The sequence below is a fragment of the Kitasatospora sp. GP82 genome (genome assembly GCF_029892105.1).
Classification (GTDB): Bacteria; Actinomycetota; Actinomycetes; order Streptomycetales; family Streptomycetaceae; genus Kitasatospora.
Window position 1 is genome coordinate 1 of record NZ_JARZAJ010000001.1, and the last position, 22,882, is coordinate 22,882.

At 73.0% G+C, this 22,882-nt stretch carries 16 protein-coding genes; 12 read left to right on the forward strand and 4 right to left on the reverse strand.

The features are described from left to right. A partial coding sequence (locus tag P3T39_RS00005) for a phosphoenolpyruvate carboxylase (RefSeq protein ID WP_280695394.1) occupies window positions 1–1,539 on the reverse strand: 1,539 nt, incomplete at its 3' end. Window positions 1,540–1,878: 339 nt separating this feature from the next. Between P3T39_RS00005 and P3T39_RS00010 the strand changes: the two genes are divergently transcribed. Further along, window positions 1,879–3,156 (forward strand): sensor histidine kinase, encoded by a 1,278-nt coding sequence (locus P3T39_RS00010; protein ID WP_280695100.1) that lies wholly within the window; start codon window positions 1,879–1,881, stop codon window positions 3,154–3,156. Between the two features lie 168 nt (window positions 3,157–3,324). Here the strand turns inward: P3T39_RS00010 and P3T39_RS00015 are convergent, their stop codons facing one another. Together P3T39_RS00015 and P3T39_RS00020 are read right to left on the reverse strand one after the other, a co-directional pair. After that, window positions 3,325–3,927, reverse strand: coding sequence for an SUKH-3 domain-containing protein (locus P3T39_RS00015; protein WP_280695101.1), 603 nt, complete (start codon window positions 3,925–3,927; stop codon window positions 3,325–3,327). Further along, on the reverse strand, window positions 3,890–4,354 hold the full coding sequence (locus P3T39_RS00020) for a YwqJ-related putative deaminase (protein WP_280695102.1): 465 nt from the start codon (window positions 4,352–4,354) through the stop codon (window positions 3,890–3,892). The genes P3T39_RS00015 and P3T39_RS00020 overlap by 38 nt, the downstream gene beginning before the upstream one ends. Before the next feature lie 334 nt (window positions 4,355–4,688). Here P3T39_RS00020 and P3T39_RS00025 point away from each other — a divergent pair, with 334 nt between their 5' ends. From P3T39_RS00025 to P3T39_RS00070, 10 genes are all read left to right on the forward strand, one after another. After that, window positions 4,689–5,867, forward strand: a complete 1,179-nt coding sequence (locus P3T39_RS00025; RefSeq protein ID WP_280695103.1) for a Gfo/Idh/MocA family oxidoreductase — start codon at window positions 4,689–4,691, stop codon at window positions 5,865–5,867. Window positions 5,868–5,951: 84 nt separating this feature from the next. After that, window positions 5,952–6,932: an NAD-dependent epimerase/dehydratase family protein gene (locus P3T39_RS00030; RefSeq protein ID WP_280695104.1), complete on the forward strand. Its 981-nt coding sequence runs from the start codon at window positions 5,952–5,954 to the stop codon at window positions 6,930–6,932. 29 nt (window positions 6,933–6,961) lie between these two features. Continuing rightward, window positions 6,962–8,092 carry a DegT/DnrJ/EryC1/StrS family aminotransferase gene (locus P3T39_RS00035; protein ID WP_280695105.1) on the forward strand — a complete coding sequence of 377 codons (1,131 nt, stop codon included), beginning with the start codon at window positions 6,962–6,964 and terminating at the stop codon, window positions 8,090–8,092. Between the two features lie 73 nt (window positions 8,093–8,165). Next, a complete protein-coding gene (locus P3T39_RS00040; protein ID WP_280695106.1) occupies window positions 8,166–9,266 on the forward strand; it encodes a DegT/DnrJ/EryC1/StrS family aminotransferase in 1,101 nt (366 codons plus the stop codon). Window positions 9,267–9,449: 183 nt separating this feature from the next. After that, window positions 9,450–10,451 carry an SMI1/KNR4 family protein gene (locus tag P3T39_RS00045; RefSeq protein ID WP_280695107.1) on the forward strand — a complete coding sequence of 334 codons (1,002 nt, stop codon included), beginning with the start codon at window positions 9,450–9,452 and terminating at the stop codon, window positions 10,449–10,451. 49 nt (window positions 10,452–10,500) lie between these two features. Next, on the forward strand, window positions 10,501–13,071 hold the full coding sequence (locus P3T39_RS00050; protein ID WP_348534288.1) for an SUKH-4 family immunity protein: 2,571 nt from the start codon (window positions 10,501–10,503) through the stop codon (window positions 13,069–13,071). A gap of 340 nt (window positions 13,072–13,411) precedes the next feature. Then, window positions 13,412–14,560 (forward strand): hypothetical protein, encoded by a 1,149-nt coding sequence (locus tag P3T39_RS00055; protein WP_280695109.1) that lies wholly within the window; start codon window positions 13,412–13,414, stop codon window positions 14,558–14,560. A gap of 439 nt (window positions 14,561–14,999) precedes the next feature. Beyond that, the gene (mfd, locus tag P3T39_RS00060) at window positions 15,000–18,647 is read left to right on the forward strand and encodes a transcription-repair coupling factor (RefSeq protein WP_280695111.1); all 3,648 of its coding nucleotides are present in this window, start codon (window positions 15,000–15,002) and stop codon (window positions 18,645–18,647) included. 288 nt (window positions 18,648–18,935) lie between these two features. Continuing rightward, the gene (locus tag P3T39_RS00065) at window positions 18,936–19,580 is read left to right on the forward strand and encodes a SurA N-terminal domain-containing protein (RefSeq protein ID WP_280695112.1); all 645 of its coding nucleotides are present in this window, start codon (window positions 18,936–18,938) and stop codon (window positions 19,578–19,580) included. 139 nt (window positions 19,581–19,719) lie between these two features. Beyond that, complete coding sequence (locus tag P3T39_RS00070; RefSeq protein ID WP_280695113.1) at window positions 19,720–20,718, forward strand: MazG family protein; 999 nt, start codon at window positions 19,720–19,722, stop codon at window positions 20,716–20,718. Window positions 20,719–20,816: 98 nt separating this feature from the next. Here P3T39_RS00070 and P3T39_RS00075 read toward each other — a convergent pair whose 3' ends face one another. Then, window positions 20,817–21,245: an SDR family NAD(P)-dependent oxidoreductase gene (locus P3T39_RS00075; protein ID WP_280695114.1), complete on the reverse strand. Its 429-nt coding sequence runs from the start codon at window positions 21,243–21,245 to the stop codon at window positions 20,817–20,819. 353 nt (window positions 21,246–21,598) lie between these two features. On the opposite strand from P3T39_RS00075, the gene P3T39_RS00080 reads away from it, so the two are divergent. Further along, window positions 21,599–22,852: a cytochrome P450 gene (locus P3T39_RS00080; RefSeq protein ID WP_280695115.1), complete on the forward strand. Its 1,254-nt coding sequence runs from the start codon at window positions 21,599–21,601 to the stop codon at window positions 22,850–22,852. The last annotated feature ends 30 nt before the right edge of the window (window positions 22,853–22,882 follow it).

The following is a 22,882-nucleotide window of genomic DNA, read 5'->3' on the forward strand; positions in this document are numbered from 1 at the left end:
GTGCAGGTCGATCAGCCCGGCCTCGCGGGCCAGTACCGTCGCCGCGAAGACGTCGTCCGCGCCCTGGCACATCGAGATGATGTAGCTCTCGACGATCTCGTCGCCGAAGCGGTCGAAGCCCTCACGGACGGTGTTGAAGACGCCGAGGGTCTTGGTGCCCGCGGCGTCCAGCGGGGCCGGGGTCGGGGCGAGCGGGCGACGCGAGCGCAGCTCCTTGGCGAGCAGCCGCTGCCGGTACTCGCGCGGCATGTCGGCGTAGCGCCAGGCCTCCTCGCCGAGCCGGTCGAAGAGCTGGCCGAGCGCGTGGTGGTGCGCCTCGGCGTGCTCGCGCACGTCCATGGTGGCGAGCTGGAGGCCGAAGGCCTCGATGGTGCGGATCGCGCGGGCCAGGCGGCCGTCGGCGATCAGCTCGCCGCGGTGGGAGCGCAGCGAGTCCTGGACGAGCTTGAGGTCGGCGATCAGCTCGCGGGTGCCGAGGTAGTCGCGGCCCGCGATGTGCGGGGTGCCGGCGGCCAGGCGCTCGCGGGTGTTCTCCAGCTTGAGGCGGACGCAGGTGGCCTTGAGCCGGTACGGCTCCTCGGCGTTCATCCGCTTGTAGCGCGGGCTGAGCTCGGGCAGCAGCTTGAGGTCGGCGTCCAGCGAGGCGAGCAGCTCCTCGGAGGCGCCAGCCAGACGGACCGAGGTGGAGAGTGAGGCGCGCAGGTCGTCGACGGTGGCCAGGGCGTCCTTGATGCCGTACTCGTGCTGGAGGTTGAGCACGTCCAGGGTGACGGCCGGAGTGACGTTCGGGTTGCCGTCGCGGTCGCCGCCGATCCAGGTGCCGAAGGTGAGCGGGCGGACGCCCTCGGGGAGGCTCAGGCCCACCCTGGCCAGCTCCTCGTGCAGCTCCTCCAGCACCTCGGGGACGGCCTCGCGGTAGAGCTCGTCCAGGTAGTAGACGGCGTTGCGGGCCTCGTCGGCGGGCTCGGGGCGGGCGATGCGCAGCTCGTCCGTCTGCCAGAGCAGGTCGATCACCTCGGCGAGGCGGCGGTCGGCGGAGCGGCGAGCGGAGGTGTGGCGGGCCGGGTCGGTGGTGGCGAGACCGGAGGCGGCGTGCTCGCGGTGGATCCGTTCGAGCAGCTCGCCGATCCGCCGCAGCTTGTTGAGCACGCTGCGGCGGGCTGCCTCGGTCGGGTGTGCGGTGAAGACCGGACGGACCGCCAGGTTGGCCAGGGTGTCGGCCAGGTGCTTGGAGTCGGCCTCGGACAGCTGGTCGGCGGTCTGCGCCAGCGGGGAGCCCTCGCGGGCGCGGCGGGCGGCGAACTCCTGGCCGCGGTGCACCTGTTCGGTGACGTTCGCCAGATGGAAGTAGGTGGAGAAGGCCCGCACCAGCTTGGCTGCGGTCTCCAGGTCGATTCCGGAGAGCAGCTCGGCGGTCGCCTCGCCGTCGGTACGGCTGAGCAGGCGCACCTGCTCGACCAGGCCCAGCAGCTCGGGGCCCTCCTGGCGGACCAGGGTCTCGCCGAGCAGGTCGCCGAGGCGGCGGATGTCCGCACGCAGGGCCGCGTTGTCGGCGACCGGGTCGGCGGGCTGGGTGGGGTTGTCCGCCGAGGTGGGGACCGGAGCGGTCACGGCTGGCTCCCTGAGGTGGTGGGGTTCGGCAACGGCTCTCGTCACCGTGGTGAAGGTGACGTGTGCGGACCGCGCTGTCCGACGCGACCAGCATAGGTGGCACCGGGTGCCGCGCCCGAGACATAACCGGATGGCGGACAACGTGCGGCGGACCTTGTGCTCGCGGTCGGCCGTGCGTTGCCGAACGTTTCCCCTTGCTCCCGGGGCGTTCGGCACGGTCGGTAAGTCGGTGGGAGCCTTCCCCGGGCCCACCGTAGGCTGTTCCTCATGAGCAAGTCGCCTGAGGGGGGCGGGCCGACCCGCGCGCTGTGGTGGTGGGAACGGCGCCGCAGCGCGCTGCTGGACATCTGCCTCGCCGCACTGGCCGGGCTGGAGTGCGCCTACGGGGCGTACTCGCTGGTGCACGACCGGCTGCACCAGGGGATGCCGCTGGCACTCTCGGCGGCGGTGGGGGGAGCGCTCGCCGGGGCCAGCCTGGTGGTCCGGCGGCGCTGGCCGGCCGTACCGGTGCTGATGGCGCTGGTCTTCGTCCCCGGCCTGTTCGGGGTCGTGCTGCTGGTGGTCTCGCTCTACACCCTGGCGGCGACCTGGGAGTGGCCCTCGCGGCGGGGGCGGGTGGTGGCGCTCTCCGCGCTGGCGCTGGTGGAGACCTTCGGGATGGTGTCGTTCGCCATCTTCAGCCCGGCTCCGGAGCCGACCGCCACCACCGAGCAGATGCCGCCGTCCTGGGTGGTCGTCGTCCTGGCGGTGCTGGTCGCGGTCGGTCTGACCGTCCCGCCGGTGGTCACCGGTCTGTACGTGGGTGCGCGCCGCCGCCTGGTGGATTCGCTCAAGGACCGTGCGCAGGGCCTGGAGGCCGAGCTGGACCTGCTGGCCGAACAGGCCAGGGAGCGGGCCCGCCGCGCCAGGCTGGAGGAGCGCACCCGGATCGCCCGCGAGATGCACGACGTGGTGGCGCACCGGGTCAGCCTGATGGTGGTGCACGCCGCCGCCCTGGAGCGGATCGTCCCGAAGGACCCGGAGAAGGCGCAGCAGAGCGCCAAGCTGATGGGCGAGGTCGGCCGCCAGGCCTTGAACGAGCTGCGCGAGATCCTCGGCGTCCTGCGGATGTCCGATGCGGTGCTGGAGAGCCAGGACGGACTGGACGACCTGCCGCAGCTGGTCCAGCAGTCCGAGGCGGCGGGCATGGCGGTGACCCTGACGGTCAGCGGCACCCGCAGGCCGTTCGCCACGGCGGCCGAGCAGACGGCGTACCGGGTGGTGCAGGAGGGGCTGACCAACGCGCACAAGCACGCCGCCGGGGCGCAGGTCTCGGTGCTGCTGACGTACGTGCCCAACGGCGTACGGGTGGCCGTGATCAACGACAGCGCCGACGGCGGGGAGCCGGTGGCACTGCCCAGCGGCGGCAACGGGCTGGTCGGGATGCGCGAGCGGGTGCTGGCACTCGGCGGCACCTTCGCAGCCGGCCCCGACGGCGGCGGGGGCTTCCGGGTGGAGGCGGTGCTGCCCTCCCGACTCGCAGTCCAGCCCGAACGACTGACCTGACCCACCGGGCGCGAGCTTCAACGGGCGCGAGCTTGAGGGGGCGCGAGCTTAAAGGGGCACGAGTATCAAGGGGTGCGGGGAACCGCGCGGCCAACCATGCACCTCGGTAGAGCTGCGCACTTGGTCAACCATGCCGCTGAAAGCAGTGCAGGGTTGTTGACCCCGGGGTCAGTCCTGGGTGCGGAGGCGTTCCGGGATCAGGCCGAGGACCAGGCCGGTGACGGCGTCGTCGATGGTCGGGCCGAGGAACCATTCTCCGGTGTGGTCCAGGCTGTAGACGCGGCCCTCCTCGTCGATGGCCAGCAGGGCCTGCCCGTACTGTTCCTCACCCAGCGGGGCGACCTGGCAGCCCAGCGCCCGGCCCAGATCGGCGAGGGTGCGCGGCTGGTGCAGCCCGCAGCACGGGTCGATCAGGAACGGCGTGCGGGCCATCAGCCGCCCGGCTCCGGCCTGGTCGAGGAAGAGCCCGCCGAACTCCGCCCACGCCTCCACGGCGGCGGGGAAGACGGAGTGCTGCACGCCGTCCGGGCCGCCATGGCCGACCAGCAGGTCCGCCCACTCCTCGGCCTGGCGGATCTGCCAGCGGCCGGGGTGCCACCCGGCCTGCTTGAGGGCAGCGGCGACATCCGCGGGGAAACGGGGCTGGGTGCGGACAGCGGACGCGTTCAGGACGTGCTCCGGGGACTGGGGGCAGGGGCATGGGCGGGCAGAGCCCGGCGATCTCGCGGGCGGTTCACGGGGCGGTGGGCCCGACGGCGACGCTGGCGACATTCAGGTGTTCGAGCAGTGGCCCGCAGGAGCGGCACGGCGGCGCGTGCGTACCGTGCGCCGGATCGCCCTCCTCACGGATCCGGACGGTGGTCAGCCGGGCTCCCTTGAGCGCCTTGCGGGCGTCCTGCAGGCTGAGCGGTTTGCGTGAGGCGCGCTTGGAGCGGCCGGAGTCCACCTTGACCAGGTACTGGGAGAGCAGCACCGCCTCCGGGCAGCGGCCGAGGAACCGTTCCCGGTGTTCCATCGGCAGGGTGGCGAGGAAGTCGCCGACCAGGGGGTGAAGTTGCGGCCGGTTGTCGGGCTTGTGCCCGGCCAGGGTGTGCACTTCACCGCTCTTGAGCGAGAGCGCGGCGGCGACCGCCGGCAGCAGGCTGTCCCGGAGATGGCGCAACACGGGCGCGGCGCCTGGCTGTTCCGGGTGCTGCACGGCTGCTCCTCGCTCTCCACTGCCCGACAGTCTGTGACTGCCGGAGGTCTGCTGACGGTCGGTGACACTTCAGGGTAGGGATCAAGAGTGCCAAACGCCCACGACAACCGCCGAACCGGGGTGGACGGACCGCCTGCCGGGCCCTGTTCGAACGGCACGGGTCCTGCCGTAGGTTTCCGGATTCGGACCCCGGCCGGTGGTGGTGGCCGGTAGCGTTCGGGCTGCGGGGTCAGGCCGTTCGAACCGTGGGGGAGCGGGTCGAGCCTGTCCCGGTTGGGGCAGTGTGGGCGGCCGGGGCGGACAGGTCCCGGCGCCGGGCAAGGGGGGTCTTGCGATGACGTACGCGCCCGTGGGCGGATCCGGTGGAACACGACAGGCGGAGGAGTTACTCGGCAGGCAAGGGGCGCACCGGGTGCACGGCGCTCCGGTCGAGCAGGCGCAGGCCGAGGACGCGCCGCAGCGGATCGGGATGGCCGTGGTCGGCGCCGGGTACTGGGGGCCGAATCTGGTGCGCAACGCGCAGCAGACGGCCGCGCTGCGTCTGCACTGGCTCTGCGACCTGGACGAGGAGCGGGCCGGCCGGGTGCTCGGCCGCTACAGCACCGTCCGCACGACCACCTCCTTCGACGAGGTGCTGGCCGATACGCGGGTGCAGGCGGTGGCCATCGCCACACCGGCCGCCACGCACTACCGCCTGGTCCGGGCCGCGCTGGAGGCCGGAAAGCACGTCCTGGTGGAGAAGCCGATCACCACCACCGCCGACGAGGCCGCCGAGCTGGTCGAACTGGCGGAGCGCCGCGGTCTTGTGCTGATGTGCGACCACACCTTCTGCTACACACCGGTGGTCCGCCGGATCCGTGAGCTGGTGCACGGTGGCGAGCTGGGCGACCTCCAGTTCTTCGACTCGGTGCGGATCAACCTCGGCCTGGTCCAGCCGGATGTGGACGTGCTGTGGGACCTCGCCCCGCACGACCTGTCCATCCTCGACTTCGTCCTGCCGCCGGGCGTCGTCCCGGTCGGCGTCAGCGCCCAGGCCGCCGACCCGATCGGGGCCGGCCGTGCCTGTGTGGCCTACCTCGCGGTGCGGCTCAGCAACGGTGCCCTCGCCCACCGCCACGTCAACTGGCTCTCCCCGACCAAGGTCAGGACCACCCTGATCGGCGGCTCCCGGCGCACCCTGGTCTGGGACGACCTCAACCCGCAGGCCCGGCTCGCCATCCATGACCGGGGCGTCGACCTCACCCCGCCCGAGGAGGTCACCGACGCGATCCGCCGCCGGACGCTGATCTCGTACCGGGTCGGCGACATGGTCGCGCCCGCGCTCGGCGAGCAGGAGGCGCTGCGCGGCGTGATGGCCGAGTTCGCCGCCGCCGTCACCGAGGGGCGCGCCCCGCTCACCGACGGCCGCTCCGGACTGCGGGTGCTGCGCCTGCTGCACGCCGCCGCCCGCAGCCTCGAACTCGGCGGCGCCGCCGTGCCGGTGGCCGTCCAGGACAGCACCGCTGCGGCGTGACTGCCACCGCGTGACTGCTGCGGCATGCTCGCCGCAGTGCGACGACCCGGATATGACCACCACTCAGGAGAGGGCCGCTGCCCGATGAACGCTGTTGCCATTGAGGGCTCCCGCTGCCTGGTCACGGGTGGAGCGGGCACCATCGGTTCCACCGTGGTGGACCAACTGATCGAGGCCGGCGCCCGCGAGGTCGTCGTCCTGGACAACTTCGCCCGCGGCCGGATGGCCAACCTCGCGCACGCCCAGTCGATCGCCGGCCCCGGCCGACTGCGTGTGGTGGACGGGGACATCCGCGACCGTGCGCTGCTGCGGGAGCTGCTCGACCCCGGCACCGAGCTGCTCTTCCACCTCGCCGCGATCCGGATCACCCAGTGCGCCACCGAGCCCCGGCTGGCGCTGGAGACCATGGTGGACGGCGCCTTCGACGTCGTCGAGGCGGCCGCCGAGAAGGGCGTCGGCAAGGTGATCGCCTCCTCCACCGCCTCGGTCTACGGCCTGGCCGACACCTTCCCCACCCCCGAGGCCCAGCACCCCTACAACAACGACACCCTCTACGGCGCTGCCAAGGTCTTCAACGAGGGCCTGCTGCGCAGCTTCCACGCCATGTACGGGCTCGACTACGTCGCGCTGCGCTACTTCAACGTGTACGGGCCCCGGATGGACGTGCACGGCAAGTACACCGAGGTGTTCATCCGCTGGATGGAGCGGATCGCCGCCGGGCAGCCGCCGCTCATCTTCGGTGACGGCGCGCAGACCATGGACTTCGTCTACACCGAGGACATCGCCCGGGCCAACCTGCTGGCCGCCGCCGCGCCCGTCACCGACCGCGTCTACAACATCGCCTCCTCCACCGAGGTCTCGCTGCGCGGCCTCGCGGACGCCCTGCTGTCCGCGATGGACCGGTCCGACCTGGACGTCGAGCACGGCCCGGCCCGGGGCACCGCGGGTGGTGTGGTCCGGCGGCTCGCCGACATCTCGGCCGCCCAGCGCGACCTCGGCTGGAAGCCCGAGCTCGGCCTCGACGAGGGCCTGCGCAAGCTGGTCGACTGGTGGCGTCAGCAGTAACCCTCCCCTCGGCACACGTAGTTCGGAGCATGTCTGTGTCCACCATTCCCGTCATGATCCCCTGGCTCGGCGAGGAGGAGGCCCAGGCCGCCGCCGAGGCCGTCCGCTCCGGCTGGGTGGCCCAGGGCCCCCGGGTCGCCGAGTTCGAGCGCGCCTTCGCCGAGCACCTCGGCGTCCCGCACGCCGTCGCCGTCTCCTCCTGCACCACCGCCCTGCACCTGGCCCTGGTCGGTGCGGGCGTCGGCCCCGGCGACGAGGTCGTGGTGCCCTCGCTCTCCTTCATCGCCACCGCCAACGCCGTCACCTACGTCGGCGCCACGCCCGTCTTCGCGGACGTCGACCCCGGCACCGGCAACCTCACCGCCGAGACCGTCGCCCCGCTGCTCACCGACCGTACGAAGGCCGTGATCGCGGTGGACCAGGGCGGTGTACCCGTCGACCTGGACGCCATCGAGGCACTGGCCCGGCCGCGCGGCCTCACCGTGATCGAGGACGCCGCCTGCGCCGCGGGCTCGGTGCTGCGCGGCCGCCCGGCGGGCAGCGGGGCCGAGATCGCCGCGTACTCCTTCCACCCGCGCAAGCTGCTCACCACCGGTGAGGGCGGCATGGTCACCTGCCAGGACGGCGAACTCGCCGCCCGGCTGCGGCGCCTGCGCGAGCACGGCATGAGCGTCTCGGCCGCCGACCGCCACGCCGGGGGCGGGGCCGCCGTCCTGGAGACGTACGACGAGATCGGCTTCAACTACCGGATGACGGACATCCAGGCCGCGATCGGCCTGGTGCAGCTGCGCAAGCTGCCCGAACTCGTCCAGCGACGCCGCGAACTCGCCGACCGCTACCGGGAGTTGCTCGGCCCGCTGGGGAAGAGCCTGGTTGCCGACCCGGCGCACGGCACCGGCAACTACCAGAGCTGCTGGCTGCTGCTCCCCGGCGGCACGAGCGACCGCGCAGAAGTGCTGGAGCGGCTCGCCGCCGCCGGAGTCTCCGCCCGGCGCGGCATCATGGCCGCCCATCTGGAGGCCCCCTACAAGGGCACCGAACGGGTGCCGCTGCCCGCGACCGAGCTGCTCACCCGGCGCTCGCTGATCCTGCCGCTCTTCCACTCGTTGACCGAGGAGCAGCAGGACCGGGTCGTCGCGGCTCTGCTCGCGGCCATCTGACCACTCCTTCGATCTTCTCCTCCGCACGAGCCAATTCACCGGACACCGAGCCACCCGAGGGGCCAGACTCCGTATGACCGCCATCCCGCTCGTCGATCTGCAAGCCGCCCACGCCGAGGTCGCCGAGGAGGTGCGCGAGGGATTCGACCGGGTGCTCGCCACCGGCGCCTACATCAAGGGTCCTGACGTCGCCGCCTTCGAGGCCGAGTACGCCGAGTTCTCGGGGGTCCGGCACGCCGTCGGCACCGCCAACGGCACCGACGCCCTCGAACTGGCCCTGCGCGCACTGCGGTTGGCGCCCGGCGCGGGTGTGGTGCTGCCCGCCAACACCTTCGTGGCCACCGCCGAGGCCGTGGTCCGGGCCGGACTGCGGCCCGTCCTGGTGGACGTGGACCCGGCGCACCTCCTGATCGACCCGGCCCTGGCAGCCGAGGCCCTGCCGGACGCGGCCGCCCTGATCCCCGTCCACCTCAACGGTCAACTCGCCCCCATGCAGCCCCTGCTGGACCTCGCCGGGGGCCGACCGGTGATCGAGGACGGCGCCCAGTCCCAGGGTGCCCGCCAGCACGGCCGGGTCTCCGGCTCCTGGGGCCGGATCTCCGCCACCAGCTTCTACCCCGGCAAGAACCTCGGTGCGTACGGGGACGCGGGCGCGGTCGTCACCGACGACGAGGAACTCGCGGCCGCCGTACGGCTGATCGGCGACCACGGCTCGGGCCGCAAGTACGTCCACGAGACCTTCGGCTTCAACTCCCGCCTGGACACCCTGCAGGCCGTGGTGCTGCGGGCCAAGCTGCGCAGGCTGCCCGCCTGGAACGAGGCCCGCCGCGCGGCCGCCGCCCGCTACGACCAGCTGCTCGCCGATCAGGGTGGGCTGACGCTGCCGCGTACCCTGCCCGGGAACGAGCACGTCTGGCACCTGTACGCCGTCCGGGTGGCGCGCGGCCGGGACGAGGTGCTCGCCGAACTCCAGGCCGCGGGGATCGGCGCCGGGATCCACTACCCCGTCCCCGTCCATCTGCAGCCCGCCTTCCGCGACCTCGGCCACCCGGAGGGCAGCTTCCCGGTCGCCGAGCGGGCGGCGGCCGAGATCCTGACCCTCCCCCTGTTCCCGCAGATCACGGAGGACCAGCAGACCCGAGTCGCCGAGACACTGGCCAAGGCCCTCCGCTAGGGGCCGGGAAGGCCTTTCAGAGGCAGGGGCGAACCAGTCGGGAAGAGGCCCGCGCCCCTGACTGGTTCACCCCTGCGCTGAGGGGTTCCCCGGCCCGCGCCGGTAGGGCGCTGTGTGCACCCCCTAGGCTGGAGTCCAGCAATCGCCTTGGACAATGTGGCAGTAGTCAGTGGGGGCAACCAGATGACGACAGGTCGGCCCGGCATCGCCGCAGCGCCGAACGCGGCGTACGCGGGCCAGGTGGTGTACTTCCCGGACCCGGTACGGGCTGCCAAGCACCCGGCCGGGGTGCGGGTGGACGAGTACGGCTACCCGGACTTCGGCTCGTACGCGGTCGCCGCCGCCGAGGTCGCCGACCCGCCCGAGGGCCTCGGCGTGGACGAACTGCGGCTCACCGACTACGTGTCGGCCAATGCCGCGCTCTTCACCCAGGGCCACGAGCTCTGGGCCGACCTCGACACCGCCGTCGCCACCCCGCACGGCTGGACCTGGCACCATGTGCCCGGCCGGGCGGCGCCCGGCTGGCGGCGGATGGAACTGGTCCCCGTCGAGGTCAAGGCCCTGCTCCGGCACCACGGCGGTCTGGCCTGCTCCCGCGCCGACCACGGCCGCCGGGGCACCCGTCCGCTCCAGGAGCACCATCCCGCACACTTCCCGCTCGCCATGGACGGCGGCGACCCGCTGAGCGTCACCGAGGACCTGATCCAGCGTGCCGAACAGCGCCTCGGCCACCCGCTGCCCGCCGCCTACCGCAGCTTCCTCAAGCTGGCCGGCGGCCGGGCCCCCGCCGGGGTCGCCCTGGACACCGAGTTCGGTCTGCTGCTGGACCAGCCGTTCCTGACGCTCAGCGAGGAGTACGGCGTCCAGGACCTGGTCTACGCGAACAAGTGCCTGCGCGACCACCTCACCAAGGACTACCTCGGCATCGCCTATGTCCAGGGCGGTCTGCTGGCGCTCAAGGTACGCGGCGAGGGGACCGGCTCGGTCTGGTTCTGCCTCTACGACGACGCGCGCGACACCGGCGCCGCCGAGAGCCCGGAGGACCGGGTCGCCCGGCTGCTGCTGCCTTGCGGCGCGAGCTTCGACGAGTTCCTGCTCCGGCTGGCCGGGAGCCCGCCGGAACTGGAGACCGTGGCGGGAATGATGGTGGACGGCGGGTTCGCCCGTGCCGTGCCGGTGAACTGATGCTGCGTACGCGCAGGGGTGGCAGGACGGAAGGGGTGGACCTGGCGTGGTGACGTACGCGCAGGCGCAGGAACTGGCCGACGACTGGATCAACGCCGGGGTGCCGCGCTCGCAGCAGCGCGAGGTCCGGGTACGGGAGTTCGACCTGGGCTTCGTCTGCTGGGCAGCGGACAGGTCCGACGACAGGTCGGAGGGCTCGGCCGTATCGGGTTCCCACGGTGCCCAGGGCTCCCAGGGCTCCCAGGGCTCCCAGGGCACCTCGGACTTCTCGGCTTCCGAGGTCCGGTTGGTGATCGCCCGGGACAGTGGTGCCAGCACGCTCTGGCCGCCGCTGCCCGTCAACGAGGTGGTCCGCCAGTACGAGGAGCTGTACGGCGCTCCGGTCGTGCCGAACCCCGCAGGGGCGGCCAAGCCGGTGCGCGGCACGGTCGAGGCGACCTCCTTCCTGCTCAGCCCGCCGCAGTGGCTCCAGGAGGCCGGGCAGGCCGCGATCGCCGCGGAGTCCGCGCGGCTCGGCGGAGCGGCGGCCGAGGCGGGTGCCCAGGCGGCACCCCCGCTGCCGGAGCAGCCGGTGCACCTCACCGCCCCGCCGGTCTCCGCCCGCCCGCCCGGCGAGGGCCCGACGATGCTCGCCCCGCCCGGGCCGCCCGCGGTGTCCGCTCAGCCCGGGGGCACCCCGGCGTCCGGTATTCCCGCAGCGGGCGCGCCGCCGTTCCCGCCCGCCCCCGTCCCGCAGGGCGCTCCCGACGGGCCCGTTCCCGGGCCCGGTGCTCCGTCCTTCGGTGGCAACGCTCCTCTGGGCGGCCCCGCTCCGGTCGGTGCCCCTGCGCCCGTGGGGAGTCCCGTTCCCGGGCCCGGTGCTCCGTCCTTCGGTGGCAACGCTCCTCTGGGCGGCCCCGCTCCGGTCGGTGCTCCCGGAGGCGCGGGGATCGAGTACGCCCCGACGATGCTCGCCTCCGACGGGGGGCCCGGTCTCATGGGGCTGCCCGGTGCACCCGGGGTGCCGTCAGACCAGCCGTCGGCCGGTGGACCCGGCGTGCCGCTGGGTCGTTCGGGCCCGGGCGTGCCGCCGCCTTCTCCGCCCGCCGAGCTGCGCGGCCCGTCCGCCGCGGCGCACGGTGCGGCGGCGGGCCGGGGCCCGAGTGCGCCGCCCCCGCCTCCGCCGGCCGAGTTGCGGCATGCCCAGGGCGGGCCGTCCGCCGCCGCCGGTGCGGTGGGGCGTTCGGGCCCGGGTGCGCCGCCGCCTCCTCCGCCCGCCGAGCTGCGCGGCCCCGGAGCCGAGCCGACCGCCCCGCAGAGCCCGCAGCCGCCGAACCCGGCCGCGGCGGGCATCGCGTACGAGGCGACCCAGCTGGCCCATGCCATCGAGATCCCGCCGCCCGCGCCCGGGACGCCGCCGCACGGCGGCCCGGCCGTCCCGCAGCCCGGTCTGCCCGGTGCTCCCGGTATGCCGGGCGTGCCGCCGTCCCCGCCCCCGCCGGGGGCCGTGCCGGTGCCGGGGGTCGGTTACGGCTACCCGGGCGCGGGCGCACCGGGCGCGTCCGGTCCCGCCGTACCTCCGCCGCCCCCGGCGGTGCCGGTCCCGCCCGCTCCGCCCGTGCCCGGTGCGCCGGGTGTGCCGTCGATCGGGCCAGGCACGGTGGCCGTGGTCAGCTACCGGGGGCCGGACGGCTCGGAGCAGAAGCTCATCCACCGCAGCGAGCCCGGCACTCCGCACCCGGAGTGGAAGGCCATGCACGAGCTGCGCCGTCTCAACGTGCCGCCGGACCAGGTGCTCGAACTCCACACCGACCTGGAACTCTGCGAGCTGCCCGGCGGCTACTGCGCCCGGATGGTGCGGGCTTCCTGGCCGAACGTCAGGCTCAGCCACACCGCCCCGTACGGCCGGGACCACCAGGCGCGGCAGGCGGGGATGGCGGTGCTGCTCGACCACGTCGACCAGCTGCACCAGCTGGCCGCCGCGCCGCAGCGCCCGCGTCCCGTCCGCGCGCCGCTGCCACCGCCCGGCAGCCTGCCGCCGGCGCCGCTGCCACCGCCCGGCAGCCTGCCGCCGGCGCCGCCGGTCGCCCCGCAGCAGCTGGCGGGCGAGCTGGGGCAGGCCTTCGGCCCCGGGGTGTTCCGTTTCGAGCAGCGGGCGGTGTCGCGTCAGGGTGTGCCGGAGGCGGTGGCGCAGACCCTGGTGTGGGCCGGGCTGCCGCGCGATTTCGCGCCGTTCTTCTGGGCCCAGGCACAGGAGGGCCGCCCGATCCCGACCCTGGCCGAGTTGGCCGCCGAGCGCGGCCTGCCGTCCGGTCCCGACTTCGGCGGTTATCTGGTCCTCGGCAACGACTACGGCCGCCAGCTGTGTGTGCAGTACGGCACGGCCGCGGTGGTCGCGGTCGAGGTCGAACCGGGTGGCGAGCCCCCGCGCTTCGTCAACACCGGGGTGCCCGAGTTCGTCCGGTCGCTGGCCCTGCTCGGCCGGATGTGGCGCCTGCGCTACGGCCTGACGCCCGATCAGGCGGGCCGCTGGACCAGCGACTTCCAGGCCCAGCTGCTGGCCATCGACCCGGCCGCTCTCCAGTCGCCCGAGACCTGGTGGGGCGTGCTGCTCGAACAGTTCTGGGACGGCATCCTCTAGCCGCCCGCCGAGTCGCCCGAACGGGCCGTACGGCTTGTCCGCACGGCCCGTTCGTTCTTGCGTTCGAGGTTCGGTATCGGACACCTCGGCGAGCCGTCGGGCGCAAGGAACCGTCGGCACGCCAAGGGGCGTCCGTGCTGGTAAGGCCTGTTTCGGGGCGGCAGCGAGGGCCCTGGGCAGAGCCGGTCGAGCTTGGCGTTCACGCGGTCGAGCGGCGTTGTCTTGTTTGGGTTTCTTCCCTATCTGCGCAAAATAGGTCAAGAGGATGGGCCGACAGGTCCCGTCCGCGATCACGTCCGACCATGGGCTGCGCAGCCCGCGAGCATGAGGGGAAGAGCCCATGAGTGACGCCGTCTCCCAGCACGGGTTCACGCTGACCCGGCGCGGTTACGCGCCCGAGCAGGTCGAGCGGGCACTGGCTGCCCTGACGAGCGAGCGGGACCGGGCCTGGGAGCGGCTCGGTGTGCTGGGCTCGGGCATCCGTGAGATGGAGAACCGGCTCGCGGACATCGTCCAGGCCGCTGCCGACGCCCCCGCCCCCGACTACGCAGAGCTCAGTGAGCAGGCCGCCCGGCTGATGGCCATCACCGAGGCGGAGTCGCTGGCCGTCAGGGAGGCCGCCGAACGTGCCGCCGAGGACGCCCGCGACGAGGCGTACGAGGCCGGGCAGAACGCCGCCACCACCGCCCGCGACTACTCCACCGCCACCCGTAACGAGGCCGACCAGGCCGCCCGCCGTACCGAGGAGCGCACCCGCGCCGAGGCCGAGAGGCTCCGCTCGGAGGCCGACCACGACGCCCGTACCACCAGGGACACCGCGACGGCGGAGGCGGCGCAGACCCGGGTGAGCGCCGCCGAGGCGGAGGAGCGGGCCGAGGCAAAGCTGGCCGAACTGCGCCGCCGGGCGGACGAGATGTTCGCCGCCGCCGAGGCCAAGGCGGACGCCGAGGACGACAAGATCGCCGCCATCGCGGAGCGCCGGCTCAAGGAGGCCGAGCAGCACCGCGAGGCCGTGCTCGCCGAGATCCGCAAGACCGACATCGAGGCCCAGACCAAGGCCGACCGGCTGGTCGCCGAGGCCCGCCTCCAGGCCGAGCGGATCCACGCGGCGAGCGAGCGCGAGCAGCGCGACTTCGCCGCCAGGCAGGAGCAGGTGCAGCAGCACCTGGACCACATCAAGCAGACCCTGGCCGCGCTGACCGGCGCGGCGGTCGGGGCGGTGGAGGCCGCCGAGACGTCGTCCGTCCGTGCGCTGGAACCGGCCCGCACGCCGGAGCCCGCCCGTGAGCAGCCGGCGCCCGTCACCGCGGAGGCGCCCGTCACCGCCGAGGCGCCCACCACCGCTCTGCGCGCACTGCCTGCCGTGCCGCCGAGGCCCGCCACTCCGCCGCCGGCCCCGGTCCCCGAGGTCGAGACGCGGATCATCCCGAAGATCGTGATCGTCGACGACGGTGCGGAGTACCCCAGCGAGGTCGTCCACCGCCGCTAGCCGCTCCGCGCCGCTGATGGGCTCCCCGTCTGCGGAGCATGCCGCGCTGTGCGCCAGGACCCGTGGCGCCCTCCAGGACAGGGCGCCACGACTCCCGGCGAATGGGCACGGGCGCCCCCACCCAGGGCCGCCCGGCCACGCACTCCCGACCCCCATCGGGGTGCGTCGGTGCCACCGCAGCCATCCCCCACGGTTGGGTGCGGCGGGCACGGACACCATCCTGCGCGACCACCATGGACAGACAGTGACAGGAGTATGTCCAGTTCATGTGATCTCCGCGCGTGATCCGGCCGCCCTCGGCGGTGCTCTCCGCGTGTGCGTCGGCGCTGCGGCGTAGGCTGGACTTCCCCCGGGCGCGCTGCGTGCCGGGCCGTTCGCGTTGCCCGGCCGGTCGTCCGGTGCCTGGGCACTCCAGCCACGGGACGAAGAAGAGACTCGCATGAGCCTGTCCGGACTGCTCGATGTCGTCGTACGGGATGCCGCCCTCGCCGAGGCGATCGAGGCGGCGGCTGCCAGTACCACCGCGGGAGGCAGGCAGCATCTCGACCTGGTCGGCCCGCCGGCCGCGCGTCCGTTCGCGATCGCGGCGCTGGCCCGTTCCCTGGCGGGTGATTCGGCCGGTGGCCGGGGCCGTCCGGTACTCGCCGTGACGGCCACCGGGCGGGAGGCCGAGGACCTCGCGGCCAGTCTGCGCTCGCTGCTGCCCGCCGACGCGGTGGCCGAGTTCCCGGCCTGGGAGACGCTGCCGCACGAGCGCCTCTCGCCCCGCTCGGACACCGTCGGCCGTCGGCTGGCCGTCCTGCGCCGGATCGTCCACCCGCGCGCCGACGACCCTGCGGCGGGTCCGGTCCAGGTGATCGTGGCGCCGGTGCGTTCGGTGCTCCAGCCGCAGGTGAAGGGGCTCGCCGAGCTGGAGCCGGTGGCCTTGCAGCGCGGCGAGCAGCACGACCTGGAGGAGGTGGCCCGCAAGCTGGCCGCCGCAGCCTACGCCCGGGTCGAACTGGTCGAGAAGCGCGGCGAGTTCGCGGTGCGCGGCGGCATCCTGGACGTCTTCCCGCCGACCGAGGAGCACCCGCTGCGGGTGGAGTTCTGGGGCGATGACGTCGAGGAGATCCGCTACTTCAAGGTCGCCGACCAGCGCTCGCTGGAGATCGCCGAGCACGGCCTGTGGGCGCCGCCCTGCCGTGAGCTGCTGCTGACCGACGAGGTCCGCTCCCGTGCCGCCACGCTCGCCCGGACGCACCCGGAGCTGGCCGAGATCCTGGACAAGATCGCCCAGGGCATCGCGGTCGAGGGCATGGAGTCACTGGCGCCCGTCCTGGTGGACGACATGGAGCTGCTGCTGGACGTGCTTCCGGCGGGCAGCGTCGCGGTGGTCTGCGACCCGGAGCGGGTCCGCACCCGGGCGGCCGATCTGGTCGCGACCAGCCAGGAGTTCCTGCACGCCTCCTGGGTCGCCGCTGCGGCCGGTGCGGACCGGCCGATCGACCTGGAGGCGATCGACGTGTCCGCCGCATCGCTCTGGTCGCTGGCCGACGTACGCGAGCATGCGGCGGAGATCGGGCTTCCCTGGTGGTCCGTCAGCCCCTTTGCGACCAGCGACTCCTCGGTGGGCGAGACGGCCCGCGGCGGAGCCGCTGATTGGCACTTCGATGCCGACACCCTCACCCTGGGGATGCACGCGGTCGAGGCGTACCGGGGCGACACCGCCCGCGCGATCGCCGACGCCAAGGAGCGGCTGAACGCCGACTGGCGGGTCGTCATGGTCACCGAGGGCCACGGCCCGGCCGCCCGGCTGGCCGAGGTGCTCGGCAACGAGGGCATCCCGGCCCGGCTGGTCGCCGACCTGGCCGAGGCCCCGACCCGGGACGTCGTCCATGTCTCCTGCGGCTCGATCGAGCACGGCTTCGTGGACGAGAACCTCAGGCTCACGGTCATCACCGAGACCGACCTCTCCGGCCAGAAGTCCTCCACCAAGGACATGCGCCGGATGCCCTCCCGGCGCCGCAACGCGATCGACCCGCTCGCCCTCCAGGCCGGGGACTACGTGGTCCACGAGGCGCACGGTGTCGGCAAGTACGTGGAGATGGTGCAGCGCACCGTCCAGGGCGCGACCCGCGAGTACCTGGTGCTGGAGTACGCCCCCGCCAAGCGCGGCCACCCCGGCGACCGGCTGTTCGTGCCGACCGACCAGCTGGACCAGGTGACCAAGTACGTCGGCGGCGAGGCCCCGACCCTGCACCGGCTCGGCGGCGCGGACTGGGCGAAGACCAAGCAGCGCGCCAAGAAGGCGGTCAAGGAGATCGCCGCCGACCTGATCAAGCTGTACTCGGCCCGGATGGCCGCCCCCGGCCACACCTTCGGCCCGGACACCCCCTGGCAGCGCGAGCTGGAGGACGCCTTCCCGTACGCGGAGACGCCCGACCAGCTGACCACCATCGCCGAGGTCAAGGCGGACATGGAGAAGTCCGTCCCGATGGACCGGCTGATCTGCGGCGACGTCGGCTACGGCAAGACCGAGATCGCGGTGCGGGCGGCGTTCAAGGCCGTTCAGGACGGCAAGCAGGTGGCGGTGCTGGTGCCCACCACGCTGCTGGTCCAGCAGCACTTCTCCACCTTCGCCGAGCGGTACTCCAACTTCCCGGTCAATGTGCGGGCGCTGTCGCGCTTCCAGACCGACAGCGAGGCCAAGGCGGTTCTCGAAGGGCTGCGCGAGGGCTCGGTGGACGTCGTCATCGGTACCCACCGGCTGTTCTCCTCGGAGACGAAGTTCAAGGACCTCGGACTGGTCATCGTGGACGAGGAGCAGCGCTTCGGCGTCGAGCACAAGGAGCAGCTGAAGAAGCTGCGCGCCAACGTGGATGTGCTCACCATGTCCGCGACCCCCATCCCGCGCACCCTGGAGATGGCCGTCACCGGGATCCGGGAGATGTCCACCATCACCACCCCGCCGGAGGAGCGGCACCCGGTGCTGACCTTCGTCGGCCCGTACGACGAGAAGCAGATCTCGGCCGCGATCCGGCGTGAACTCCTGCGCGAGGGCCAGGTGTTCTACATCCACAACCGCGTCGAGTCGATCGACAAGGCGGCCGCCCGGCTCAAGGACCTCGTTCCCGAGGCCCGGATCGCCACCGCGCACGGGCAGATGGGCGAGACGCACCTGGAGAAGGTGGTCGTCGACTTCTGGGAGAAGGAGTTCGACGTCCTGGTGTCCACCACGATCGTGGAGTCGGGCATCGACATCTCCAACGCCAACACCCTGATCGTGGAGCGCGGCGACACCTTCGGCCTCTCCCAGCTGCACCAGCTGCGCGGCCGCGTCGGCCGTGGCCGCGAGCGCGGCTACGCGTACATGCTGTACCCGCCGGAGAAGCCGCTCACCGAGACCGCGCACGAGCGCCTGGCCACCATCGCCCAGCACACCGAGATGGGCGCCGGCATGTACGTGGCGATGAAGGACCTGGAGATCCGTGGTGCGGGCAACCTGCTCGGCGGCGAGCAGTCCGGGCACATCGCGGGCGTCGGCTTCGACCTCTACATGCGGATGGTCGGCGAGGCGGTGGCCGAGTTCCGCGAGTCGCTGGCCGGCGGCGGGGAGCCGGAGGAGGAGCCGCTGGAGGTGAAGATCGAGCTGCCAGTGGACGCCCATGTGCCGCACGACTACGCCCCCGGCGAGCGGCTGCGTCTGCAGGCGTACCGGTCGATCGCGGCGGTCAACTCGGAGGAGGACATCGTCCAGGTCCGGGAGGAGCTGACGGACCGTTACGGGAAGCTGCCCGAGGCGGTGGAGAACCTGCTGCTGGTCGCCGGACTGCGGCTGTTCGCGCGGCGCTGCGGTGTCGCCGACATCACCCTCCAGGGGGCGAACGTGCGCTTCGGCCCGGTGGAGCTGCGCGAGTCGCAGCAGCTGCGGCTGAACCGGCTCTACCCGCGCAGCCAGGTGAAGGCGGCGGCCGGGCAGGTCCTCGTGCCCCGGCCGAGCACCGGCCGGATCGGCGGCAAGCCGCTGGTCGGGCGTGAACTGCTCACCTGGTGCACCGAGTTCCTCACCACGATGTTCGACGACCTGGCGGGGTCGCGGAAGTAGCGGGAACTCTCCGGCCGTTCGGCGGTCTCAGGCTCGACTCGGGCCTGAGGCCGCCGTGTTTCTGCCCGCGCGACCGCTCCGAGGGCTGACGCGCGGGCCGTTCGCCCCGAACAGGCGGTCGCTGAACCGCTGTTCGGTTGATCCGCGTTACCCGTTCGGCGCAAGGTCTGGGCAAGTCGCCGCGCCGCTCCCTATTGTCTGTACCTGCCAGGAGAACCATCGGACACCGCATCAGCCACACCGTCCCCCGCGCCTCGGGCCGGGGCACCCCAGCTCGGGAGGCCACACGTGATCCGCACCAACTCCGCCAAGCACCACGCCCGTAGGTCGGTCGGCGCCGTCGGCGTTCTGGTCGCCGCAGCCGCCCTGACCGCCTGCGGCGGCAGCCCGGCGCACCAGGGCGCGGCGGCCGTGGTCGGCGGGCAGCGGATCACCATCGCCACCGTGGAGGCCAAGGTGTCCGCCCTGCGGGACGCGGTCGGGGCCGAGCCGGGTGCGCCGCGGCCCGAGCGGGCCGGGCTCACCAAGCGTGCGGTGGCCGACCTGGTCCTCGACCGGGTGGTCGCCCAGGCCCTCTCAGACCACCGGCTCGACGTCACCGAAACCGAGATCGCGCAGGCCCGGGAGTCGGACGCCAAGCTGCTCGGCGGCGAGAGCGAGCTCCAGCGGGAGCTGCTGTTCAAGCAGGGCGTTGCCACGGGCGACCTGGACGCCTTCTACCGCCAGCAGCTCGGTATCCACAAGCTCGCCGCGGCCGACGGCAAGGACGCCCGGACCGCGGAGGGCGACGCGGCGATCCGCAAGGCCCTCGCCGAGGCCGGCACGGAACTCAGGATCGTGGTCAACCCCCGCTACGGCAGCTGGGATCCGGAGCAGGTCACCCTCGTCGACACCGGCAACGACTGGCTCCCCCAGCGCGGCACCTCCATCTGAGACCCTGCGCCTGGCCGACGAGCTCATGAGGCCCCGGGAGAGCGGGCCGTGGACGGTGCATGGCCGGCCGCGTGTCCGGGGTGTCCGCCCGCCCGCAATCGAGCGGTGGCCCGGCCGGTGCAGCAGGTAGGTTCGGAACGTGGACGACACTGCAAAGCTGATCCTGCTCACCACCACTCACCGGGTCGCGCCCGGTCTGCTCTCCTGGCCCGCCTGGGAGGCCCTGCGCGGGGCCGCCCGGGTGCTGGCCGCCGATCCCGCGCATCCGCAGCTGCCTGCCCTGCGCCAGGCCGGGGTCGTGGTGGAGCTGGTGGAGCAAGGGAGTGCCCCGGCGCTGGCCCGGCTGCTGACCGAGTCGGTGCCGGCCGTCTGGCTGGGCAGCCCGGACGGCGACCCGGGGCTGACCGATGCGCTGGCGCGGCTCGCGGTCGAGGAGGCGGGGAAGGTCCCGGAGATCGAGATCCTCCCCGGCTCGTACGACCTGCCGGGCGCCCGGCTGCTGGACCTGGTCTCGGTGATGGACCGGCTGCGTTCGCCGGGCGGCTGCCCCTGGGACGCCGAGCAGACCCACGCCTCCCTGGTGAAGTACCTGGTGGAGGAGGCGTTCGAGCTGGTCGAGGCGATCGAGGAGGGCGACCGGGAGACGTTGCGCGAGGAGCTCGGCGATGTCCTGCTCCAGGTGTTCTTCCACTCGCGGATCGCCGAGGAGCACGCGGAGGACCCGTTCACCATCGACGACGTGGCCGGTGACATCGTCGAGAAGCTGATGTACCGCCACCCGCACGTGTTCGGCGATGTGGAGGCGACCGGGACGGCGCAGGTCGAGGCCAACTGGGAGCAGCTCAAGGCGGCCGAGAAGCAGCGCGAGTCGGTCCTGGACGGCGTCCCGGCCGGGCTGCCCGCGCTGGCGTACGCGGCGAAACTGGTCTCGCGCGTCCGCCGGGCGGGCTTCGACGCGGTACCGGACGAGCCGTACGCGCTGCCGGCCGAGCTCACGTCGGAGACCGTGGGCGCGCTGCTGCTCGCCGTGGTCCAGCGGGCCCACGACGCGGGGGTGGACGTGGACGCGGCGCTGCGCGCGGCCGCGCGCAGCTACCGGAACGCGGTCCGCACGGCCGAGGGGCTCGACACCGACTGAGACCGAGGCGGCACCCGCTCGGGCGGGTGCCGCCTCGGGAGCGCGTGACCGTTCGCGCGCGCAGTCGATCGAGCAGAGCCCCGCAGCTCCGGGAGAAGCTACGCGGACTGCCGCTGCCCCGACGGCTGCTGGACCGGTCGGCGCTGCGGCGGGACGACCTCGCTGATCGCCTCGCCGACCAGGGCGAGCAGCTCGGCCAGCGGGTCGAGGTGGTCGGGCAGCTCGTCCAGCGAGACGATCCGTTCGCCGTCCGGGCCCGCGATGCAGAAGAGGTCGATCGGGCCGAGGTGCTTGGCGGCGGTGTCCACCAGGGCGGCCACGTCACTGGGCTGGTGGATGTCGCTGCACACCCCGACCACCGGACAGCCGGGCCGGTCGAGCTCGGTGGCGAGATCCTCCGCCACACCGGGGTGCAGGTCGGCGACGAGCAGCCCGGCCGCACCCGCGGCGGTGAACCGGCGGGCGAGGTCGGCCCCCGACCCGCCTTCGAGTACCGCGATGACCACCACTGCCCCGGCTACTCGCATGGCCTGCTCCTCCCTGAGCGCTGCACCCTGTGGACGGCCCCGCACTGCCGCCCATCAGAGTCATTGCGGAGGATCGTAGGCACTGTGCGACCCTCCGCGACACTCATTACCCGCCAGGTGACCAGGCTCACGCCTGCGGAGGCGGCCGAGTCGGCCGGGAGGGCGCGTCACGGACGCTCCGGGACCCTGTCACCTAGGCGTCACCACTTCGTCACACAGCACCTGTCCGGCGGGTCGCTCCGGCCCTGGGAGAGCAGTGGGCCGAGAGGCGGTGCAGGGCCGGCCGCACCCGCAGTCGATCAGGCAGAGCCTTGCCTTCCCTGGACGGTGCACGGCTCGGATACGGTCGTGACATGCCGGAAACGCCCGAATCCACGCCTCGGCCGGAACTCTTCACCTGGGAGTTCGCCGCCAATCCCTACCCCGCGTACGCCTGGCTGCGCGAGCACGCCCCGGTGCACCGCACCACGCTGCCAAGCGGGGTGGACGCCTGGCTGGTCACCCGGTACGCGGACGCCCGGCAGGCGCTGGCCGACAGCCGGCTGTCCAAGAACCCGGCCCACCACAGTGAGCAGGCGCACCGCAGCGGCCGGGTCGGCATCCCGGGGGAGCGGCAGGCGGATCTGATGACCCACCTGCTGAACATCGACCCGCCGGACCACACCCGGCTGCGGAGGCTGGTGTCGAAGGCGTTCACGCCGCGTCGGGTGGCCGAGTTCGAGCCCCGGGTGCAGCAGCTGACCGACCGGCTGATCGACGGCTTCGCCGAGCGCGGCTCGGCCGACCTGATCCACGAGTTCGCCTTTCCTCTCCCTATCTATGCGATCTGCGACCTGCTGGGCGTCCCGCCCGAGGACCAGGACGACTTCCGCGACTGGGCCGGGATGATGATCCGCCACCATGGCGGGCAGCGCGGCGGTGTGGGTCGGGCGGTGAAGCGGATGCGTGCGTATCTGGCCGAGTTGATCCACCGCAAGCGGGCCGACCTCGGCGACGACCTGATCTCCGGTCTGATCAGGGCCAGCGACCACGGCGAGCACCTCACCGAGAACGAGGCGGCGGCCATGGCCTTCATCCTCCTGTTCGCGGGCTTCGAAACCACCGTCAACCTGGTGGGGAACGGGCTGTTCGCGCTGCTCCAGCACCCCGAGCAGCGGGCACGGTTGCAGGACTCCGTGGCGCGCGGCGAGCGTGAGCTGCTGGCCACCGCCGTCGAGGAACTGCTGCGTTACGACGGCCCCGTGGAGCTGGCCACCTGGCGGTTCGCGACCAGTCCGCTGCGCATCGGCGGCGTGGAGATCCCGGTCGGCGACCCGGTGTTGGTGGTGCTGGCGGCCGCGGACCGCGACCCGGCCAGGTTCGCCGAGGAGAACACCCTCGATCTGGCCCGTAAGGACAACCCGCACCTCGGTTTCGGCCACGGCATCCACTACTGCATCGGAGCCCCGCTGGCCCGGCTCGAAGGACAGCTCGCGCTGGCGACCCTGCTGACCCGCCTGCCGGACCTTCAGCTTGCCGCCGACCCCGCTGAACTGCGCTGGAGAGGTGGTCTGATCATGCGCGGCCTGCGTGAACTACCGGTCGCCTTTACCCCGCAACTCCGGTGATCTCACCTGCAATCTGATGGTCATTCCGAT

What these genes read in the sequence shown, in the direction of transcription:
- P3T39_RS00010 (WP_280695100.1), top strand. Translation starts at nt 1,879, where the DNA reads ATGAGCAAGTCGCCTGAGGGGGGCGGGCCGACCCGCGCGCTGTGGTGG.
- P3T39_RS00015 (WP_280695101.1), bottom strand. Translation starts at nt 3,927, where the DNA reads ATGTCGCCAGCGTCGCCGTCGGGCCCACCGCCCCGTGAACCGCCCGCG.
- P3T39_RS00025 (WP_280695103.1), top strand. Translation starts at nt 4,689, where the DNA reads ATGACGTACGCGCCCGTGGGCGGATCCGGTGGAACACGACAGGCGGAG.
- P3T39_RS00030 (WP_280695104.1), top strand. Translation starts at nt 5,952, where the DNA reads ATGAACGCTGTTGCCATTGAGGGCTCCCGCTGCCTGGTCACGGGTGGA.
- P3T39_RS00035 (WP_280695105.1), top strand. Translation starts at nt 6,962, where the DNA reads ATGTCTGTGTCCACCATTCCCGTCATGATCCCCTGGCTCGGCGAGGAG.
- P3T39_RS00040 (WP_280695106.1), top strand. Translation starts at nt 8,166, where the DNA reads ATGACCGCCATCCCGCTCGTCGATCTGCAAGCCGCCCACGCCGAGGTC.
- P3T39_RS00045 (WP_280695107.1), top strand. Translation starts at nt 9,450, where the DNA reads ATGACGACAGGTCGGCCCGGCATCGCCGCAGCGCCGAACGCGGCGTAC.
- P3T39_RS00055 (WP_280695109.1), top strand. Translation starts at nt 13,412, where the DNA reads ATGAGTGACGCCGTCTCCCAGCACGGGTTCACGCTGACCCGGCGCGGT.
- mfd (WP_280695111.1), top strand. Translation starts at nt 15,000, where the DNA reads ATGAGCCTGTCCGGACTGCTCGATGTCGTCGTACGGGATGCCGCCCTC.
- P3T39_RS00075 (WP_280695114.1), bottom strand. Translation starts at nt 21,245, where the DNA reads ATGCGAGTAGCCGGGGCAGTGGTGGTCATCGCGGTACTCGAAGGCGGG.
- P3T39_RS00080 (WP_280695115.1), top strand. Translation starts at nt 21,599, where the DNA reads ATGCCGGAAACGCCCGAATCCACGCCTCGGCCGGAACTCTTCACCTGG.